General features: G+C 31.5%; 5 protein-coding genes. All 5 read right to left on the reverse strand.

Features of this window, described 5'->3' with window-relative positions:
* Window positions 1-518 precede the first annotated feature (518 nt).
* The 5 genes from ACFOWM_RS12505 to ACFOWM_RS12525 all read right to left on the reverse strand — a co-directional run bounded on the left by ACFOWM_RS12505 (window position 519) and on the right by ACFOWM_RS12525 (window position 6,859).
* Window positions 519-1,997 (reverse strand): serine hydrolase, encoded by a 1,479-nt coding sequence (locus ACFOWM_RS12505; RefSeq protein WP_379710650.1) that lies wholly within the window; start codon window positions 1,995-1,997, stop codon window positions 519-521.
* A gap of 1,723 nt (window positions 1,998-3,720) precedes the next feature.
* A complete protein-coding gene (locus tag ACFOWM_RS12510; protein ID WP_379710652.1) occupies window positions 3,721-4,353 on the reverse strand; it encodes a hypothetical protein in 633 nt (210 codons plus the stop codon).
* Between the two features lie 237 nt (window positions 4,354-4,590).
* Complete coding sequence (locus tag ACFOWM_RS12515; protein WP_379710654.1) at window positions 4,591-5,232, reverse strand: tetratricopeptide repeat protein; 642 nt, start codon at window positions 5,230-5,232, stop codon at window positions 4,591-4,593.
* 214 nt (window positions 5,233-5,446) lie between these two features.
* Window positions 5,447-6,082 (reverse strand): hypothetical protein, encoded by a 636-nt coding sequence (locus ACFOWM_RS12520; protein WP_379710656.1) that lies wholly within the window; start codon window positions 6,080-6,082, stop codon window positions 5,447-5,449.
* 219 nt (window positions 6,083-6,301) lie between these two features.
* Window positions 6,302-6,859: an STM3941 family protein gene (locus ACFOWM_RS12525; protein ID WP_379710658.1), complete on the reverse strand. Its 558-nt coding sequence runs from the start codon at window positions 6,857-6,859 to the stop codon at window positions 6,302-6,304.
* Window positions 6,860-7,076: the final 217 nt, after the last annotated feature.

Below are 7,076 nucleotides of genomic sequence, written 5' to 3' on the forward strand. Positions count from 1 at the left end.
TGTGATTATATCTTGATTTTCCTTATCTGATATGAAAACGCTTTACATTTTACTATTATTAGTCATTGAAAATAATAGACAATTTTGTTAAAAAATATTAGAAATTAATTAAATAAGAACTGATAATATTTTAATATTTATTTTATTGTAGGTTAAGATTTTTAGTGCAGTTTATAAAGGGAGCAATATTTTGTGAATTAAGTTTGAAAAATAACAATTGTGTTTGTGAAAGCTTTCACAGAAAATGATGTTGATGGTGACAAATTACAATAAATGTAGCACTAAAATTAAGTTTAAAAACATTCTTTAACAATAATAAGATGGAGCATACAATATCTATTGTAGTTTCATTATGAATGTATGGAATTTTAATTTTTATTATCAATATTGTATTTACAATAGTAACTATAACAATACTTGAAAATGTATTGTTATATAATTAAAAAATTTTCTTTGTTTTTACTGCTCTGTAGTTATGTTTGTAGTTATTATTTTTTGAAACTTTATTGTTCCTATTTTTATTTTGTTTCAATTTCAACAATTTGTTTGCCGTAATTACCTAAGTAATGCAACAATAATTTTTCGTAAACTTTATAGCCATCGTCTACATTGGTGAAAATTAAAAGCCCTTGTTTTGTTTTTGGAATAATGAAAACAATTGTTTGAACTCCTTTGTCTGCACCACCGTGACTCAATGCAAAATTACCATCTGCGAAACGGTAAATTTCAAATCCAAGTCCAAAATATTTTCCATTTTTAGTTGCTACTTGGTTGGATGTCATATCTTCAAAAACATCTTTAGCAAGCCCCTCACCATTGATTACGCTCACTAAAAATTTACCATAATCTTCAATAGTTGTTAGTAAATCATCAGCTGCGTTTGGTATTCTATTTTTTACAGTTTGATAAATTTCCCCGTTAGAATTGTAACCTAATGCAAGCCTAGTTGTATCTACATTGTTGTTCCAAATGTATTTTGAGTCATTCATTTTTAATGGTACAAAAATTAGTTCGCTAGCTAATTGTTGCAACGATTTTTTATATTTTCGTTCCAAAGCCTTTCGTAAGTATTCAAACCCTTCACCTGAATATTGATAACCTTTCCCGGGGTCAAATAAGAAACTGAGTTTTTTATTGTCATTCATCCACCGCCAATTAGGAAAACCTGTTTGGTGGCTTAAAATTAGCCTTGTAGTTATTTTTTTACTTCTTGGATCATTGGCAATGTCTGTGTCTGTAAAATATTTGTAAAGTGGCTCATCAATATTCCATTTCCCTAAACTTACTAAGCGTAATGCTACCATTGCGGTAATGGGCTTGGTTAAAGATGCTACATTAAAAATTGTATTGTATGGTGCTGAAATGCCATTTACAATTTCACCAAATACTTTTATTTGCTTTAATTTTCCCTGTTCTATTATGCCAAGTCCAAGTGTTGGTACTTTGTTTTCTTTTAACCAATTTTCAATTGCTGCATCATTGTCAAATATTGAAGATTTATTATTGCGTTCAGTTTGGTGGTCAAAACTCAAACTTTTGGTTAATTTCCATTGTCCATTTTCTAACTGCCAAACGTCTGTAAACTTTGCTGTACCAGCAAATTGTTCAGCCTTACCTGCAATAGTTTCATAAAAATTATGAACGCCAATTTGAATAGCACCATATAAATTTTTGCCTTTGTATAAAGGATAAATTTCTGTGTTTTCCTTCACAAGTTCTCTTCTTGATTGATACGTTGTGGGAGCAGCACATAATCCATTTTTTATATTATAAAGAAAAGTAGCTTTGTTCGAAATACTATCCTTGTCGTGGAAAAACTCAAATTTTTCGCTTAATAAATTTTCGAATTGTTTAATGTCGCAAGTATTGAAACCTTTATTAAAAAGTAAGCTGTCTTTTAAAAGTATAGTTTCATAAAGTTCTGTATCATGATTTATTTGTCCGAAACTTGAAAAAGTTATCGGCAAAATATATATTAATATAAAAAGTCTTTTCATGTTTATTTATTTAATAAGCCGTATACTCTGACGTTATTTAATTACAATCAAAAGACAGCTAATTGCTTATTATTCGGTTTGCCGAAGTTATCATTAAAGCAGTAAATTAATTTATTAAATTAAATTTAGGATTTGAGTAGTTGCACTATGGAAATTTGTCTATCAAAACTGTTGCTTGCTAATGAACAAACTTAAATTCTTATGTACCCAAATGCTAGTAATCGATTTGTTGTGCAATGTTAGTTTGGTGGTTCAAGGTTATATAACTCAGGAGAGGCCCTGTATCTTCCTACTAAATTCATTGTTCCTTCGTTTCGATATGATTTTATTGCGTACGAAATACTTATTACTAAGCTTATCAAAATAATAATTATACCTATAATAAAAGTTAAAGTAGACGGAATAAAAAGATATAAAACAAGCGATATAATTGCAACTGATACAAGGCAACCAAAAACAATTTGAATCCAGCCAATTACCTCAGTAAAGTAATCCATAAATTTCTTTTTTTGAAAATTGATGTTTGGTTTATTTGAATTCTTCAAATTAGTTGAATTGTTTTTAATGACTTTCATTTAGGATGGTGTTGAAAAAAATATCGCATAAAGGCTAGGTATTGATGGTCGTTAGGGTTTGCCGACGTCCTACTTGGTGCTTAAGTTAAATTTATAGAATAAAGTTGAATAATAGAGCAGCAGCTCATTAGAAATCCGTATTCTGAACTGCTACTTAGATTTGTAAAATTGATCAAAGTAATTTTAACTGCACCAATGTCTGCAATAGCTTTATTAGCGATAGTGCTTTTAAACATATCATAAAAAACTAAAAATAATTAAAGGTAGTGCTACAATAATGATTAATATTGAGTATAAAAGTAGTATTCTCGAAGTAATTGATAAGTATTTTAATGAATTTATCTGTTTTTCTTGTATCCATTTGCCTTTTAAGCTTCCAAAAATAAGTACTAATAAAAGGCAAAGTATCCAAATGTAAAAGTTATTATAATTTAATACCAAATTAGAAAGAAGCGAATAGAATAATGAATGTCGAATGTTTGAAATTAGATTATTTAAAAAGAAAATATTGCTTATAAATATGATAATCTGATATATCCTATTGCTTCCTTTTATTAAATATAATTTATTTTTTAGTAAATAGTATTGAAATACAACAAGTAAAGAACCTATAAAAATAATTCGTATTGGTTCAAAATCAGGTAAAACACTTTCTCCTTGGTCAAAGAAAATGAACTCAATAAAATTTGAAAATTTAACGCTAAGAGGAATGGTTTGTCCAAATGCAAAGCAAAATAACAAGATGGCTTGAAGGCCTATAGGGATGAATAAAATGATTTCCTTAATACTTTTAAAGAAGTTAGTTCTATCAACCGTTTTTTTTAGTGAATATTTATACAAGTACCTAATCCAGAAAAAAATCGCTGTACTATAAATAAAAGCTATCAGATTAAAGAATGGCACTTTCTTAAATTGTTATTTTAAACTTTTGAATTATTTAATCATCGTCGCTAACGGCCGGGTATTGCTGGTCGTTGGGGTTTGCCGACGTCCAGCCTGGTGCTAAAGTTAAATTTATAAAATATTGTTGATGATTAAAAATGCAGCTCATTAGAAATCCGTCCGCCCGAGCTGCTGCTAGGATTTGTACAGCTGCTGATTGTTATTCCGTCCAGCCCCAATGCCAGCAATAGCTTTGTTAGCGGTTGTTATTTTCGGTATAATAGTTTGTCAAAGGTTTGAACAATATTTAAATAATCTTTTAATTCTGTCATACTCTCACAAAGCTTTGAGTAGCTCTCTGGATTGTCAAACTGATAAACTCTGAACTTATCTCCGATTTTAATTTCTATCGTATAGATTTCTCCGTCCATAATATGAATTTTTCTTCCCTTTGTGTCACTTTCAGAAGTCAACTGAACGTCTTTACGAACTTTGCATTTCAATTCTGATTGATTTGGAAGTGTCAGAATTTTATAGGAAAGAAGTCGCAGGAATATACTGTCAATGCTGGGTTTAGCACTCAATTTATATTTTTTAATTTTTATTGGCTTGTTCCTTTCTTCATATTCAACTGCATTCCAGGTTGTGTCAAGCATAAAAAGTCTGTGTAGTGTTTTTGTGTTGCTCAAAGAGTGATGTCGATAAAGTCTTATGTCAATCGTTGCAGGAGATTTGTCAATTTGATCAAGCCTTATTCTGTCATTAAAAACAAGGTTTGGAGATTTATTCAAGCTGTCACCTGAGAAGCCGTCTGTCGAGATTGTAGTGATGCCTCTTATTGTGGTCTGTCCAAAGGAAACGTGTCCCATTAAAAGCAGTAAGAATAATATTTTTATCATGTCTGATGAATGCTGATTACGGAGACTTTGTATAATAACCGCTAACGGTGGGTATTGCTGGTCGTTGGGTTTGCCGACGTCCTGCCCGGTGCTGAAGTTAAATTTATAAAATAAAGTTGATGATTAGTGATGATGCTCAAGAGAAATCCGTCCGCCCGAACTGCTGCTTTGATTTGCACAGCTGCTGATTGTTATTCCGTCCCGCTCCAATGGCAGCAATAGCTTTGTTAGCAGAAGTTATTGTTGTGAGGGTGAAACACTTTGATTTTCCTCGCCAGTTAAAATCATCATAATAATTTCTCGTCCACTTTTATTTAAATAGATTTTTAGTCCTTCTTTTTCAATCGGGTCATTGCTGCTTTTAATTATCTGATTTAAAATCTCCTGCCCCTCCTGATAACGATTTAAGAACAACAAATTAAGAGCTTTAGCCGATTTAATTTGCAAAATTGTATTTTGATCAGATAAAGTGTCAAGAAGCTTAGAATAAATATCAAGAGATTTCTGGAAATACTGTTTAGAAGAAATTGTGTCCGCATTGAGTTCATACATAATGCCCAGGCTGGAACTAAATTCAGGATTTTGAGGTCTTAATTCATACATTCTTTTTGCTGTTTCTAAAGCCCCTTTATAGTCTTTCATTACCTGTTGATAAGATAACAAGTTTCGGAACCCTAGAATATAGTTGCTGTCAATTTCAGTGGCTTGCTTCAATAAATTGATGGCAGATTGAAAATTTACAGTGTCTCCCTGTTTTGGTACAACAAATTTATAAGCACTGTCTGCTAAAATCTTGGCTTCCGGCTTCATTACATATTTCTTTGGTTGTTGTCCACACGCAGCAAAAGAAAATGATAATAATATTATTAGAATACGCATTGTCTATATAATTTCTGCTAACGACCGGGTATTTGCGAAGACTGGGAATTTGGAGTTCCGTCCGCCCGACCGATGCTGATTTTTTGTTGATGATGAAATTAAGAAATAATGTTGATTAGATAACGTCCTGCCCGAACCGCAGCTGATTAGCACTTTTCCTGCCGATGACCTATTCGTCCAGCCCAGATTTAGCAAATACCGATGTTGTACGGCGTTATTCATCTTGTAAGTATTTAATATGACTCAAAATATCTTGAATAATTCTTGTATGATTAGTATTAAATTCTTGAGCAATTGATATATAGATTTGTTTTTGATTAATTCTTAATAATACATCGTCATATTTCATAATTGTATTTATGAAGACTTTATCAAAGAATTTTACTACTTCATTTTCTTTGTTTGATTTTAAGTAATACTTTTCATTGAATTTTTCTTGTTCATTTAAAACAATATAATTTTTTAGAAGTTTATTAATTAATCTATCTATTTTAGTTTTAGGTCTAAGATGAGTTATTCCTAAGTCAATTTTAATATTTGCGATACCAATAATCTGGTAAGAATATTTTCTTTGAAAAGTTTGGGCTCCTTTTGTTCCTGGTGGATATCCAAAATCTGCTAGGCATTGAGCAATATAAAAATATCCACTTTCAGATTTTAGTTTGAATAGATTTTGAAATTTGAAGATTGCGTTATTTGGTATTTTTATATTTTCTATGGTTTGACTATATATTGTATCAAATTCTATTCCTTCATTAATTATTAAGATTTCGTTTTTTTTATTAAGTGCGTTGTAAGAGTTTTCCAATCGCTTACTATCGGATTTATCAAAAGAAACTAGATTTAGCATGATGTTCTATTATGCCGTACAACGGTGGGTATTGCTGGCCGTTGGGTTTGCCGACGTCCTGCCCGGTGCTGAAGTTAAATTTATAGAATAATGTTGATGACTAGAACTGATGCTCAAGAGAAATCCTTCCGCCTGAACTGCTGCTTGGATTTGTACAGCCGATTATTGTTATTCCGTCCGACCCCAATGGCAGCAATAGCTTTGTTGCCTGCTGTTTTGTCAAACCGCTGATTTATACTTGTTAAAATATTCTGTCACTAATTTGAATAAGTCTTTGTGGTTTGTCTTTAGGCCATTTGTTGAAATATGAATAGGCGATCCATAACTCTTTGAGTTTACCATTAATAATCTTCTCTTTAAAATGTTTGTCACTCTTGTGATATATTTTTCTGGGTCTACAAGTCCAATAGTCACGAAATGTTGCTTTGATGCAATAGAGGCTTGTATTGATTTCTCGTAAATTTCAGAAATGTCAGTCCAAGGAATAAGTCCAAAATTGAAAGCACTTGTGTTATCATAAATCCCTTCTTCACTTAAAATAAGTCCTGGTTTTTTGTCAAACAATTTTTTGGTAAAGAAATAAATTCCAAGAAGTCCCATTATTGTCGAGCCATAAGAAGCTATTGTTTTTATAATTAAGTTATTAAATACAGAATTATTTGTTTGAGGATTTGTAATAATCATCCAAAGTCCACCAAGTAAAAACAACACACTAAAAATTAAGAGTTTTATCAGCTTGGTTTTGCTTAGTGAAATTTCGATTTTATTCTCTGTCATATTAATACTGGTCATTTAAAATAGCAGGCAACGGACGGGTATTGCTGGTCGTTGGGTTTGCCGACGTCCTGCCTGGTGATGAAGTTAAATTTATAAAATTAAGTTGATGATTAGAACTGATGCTCAAGAGAAATCCGTCCGCCCGAACTGCTGCTTGGATTTGTACAGCCGATGATTGTTATTCCGTCCCGCCCCAATGGCAGCAATAGCTATGTTG

It is taken from the genome of Ferruginibacter yonginensis (assembly GCF_042651465.1).
GTDB lineage: Bacteria > Bacteroidota > Bacteroidia > Chitinophagales > Chitinophagaceae > Ferruginibacter > Ferruginibacter yonginensis.

Coding starts and splice junctions, on each gene's coding strand:
- ACFOWM_RS12505 (WP_379710650.1), bottom strand. CDS start 1,997: ATGAAAAGACTTTTTATATTAATATATATTTTGCCGATAACTTTTTCA.
- ACFOWM_RS12510 (WP_379710652.1), bottom strand. CDS start 4,353: ATGATAAAAATATTATTCTTACTGCTTTTAATGGGACACGTTTCCTTT.
- ACFOWM_RS12515 (WP_379710654.1), bottom strand. CDS start 5,232: ATGCGTATTCTAATAATATTATTATCATTTTCTTTTGCTGCGTGTGGA.
- ACFOWM_RS12520 (WP_379710656.1), bottom strand. CDS start 6,082: ATGCTAAATCTAGTTTCTTTTGATAAATCCGATAGTAAGCGATTGGAA.
- ACFOWM_RS12525 (WP_379710658.1), bottom strand. CDS start 6,859: ATGACAGAGAATAAAATCGAAATTTCACTAAGCAAAACCAAGCTGATA.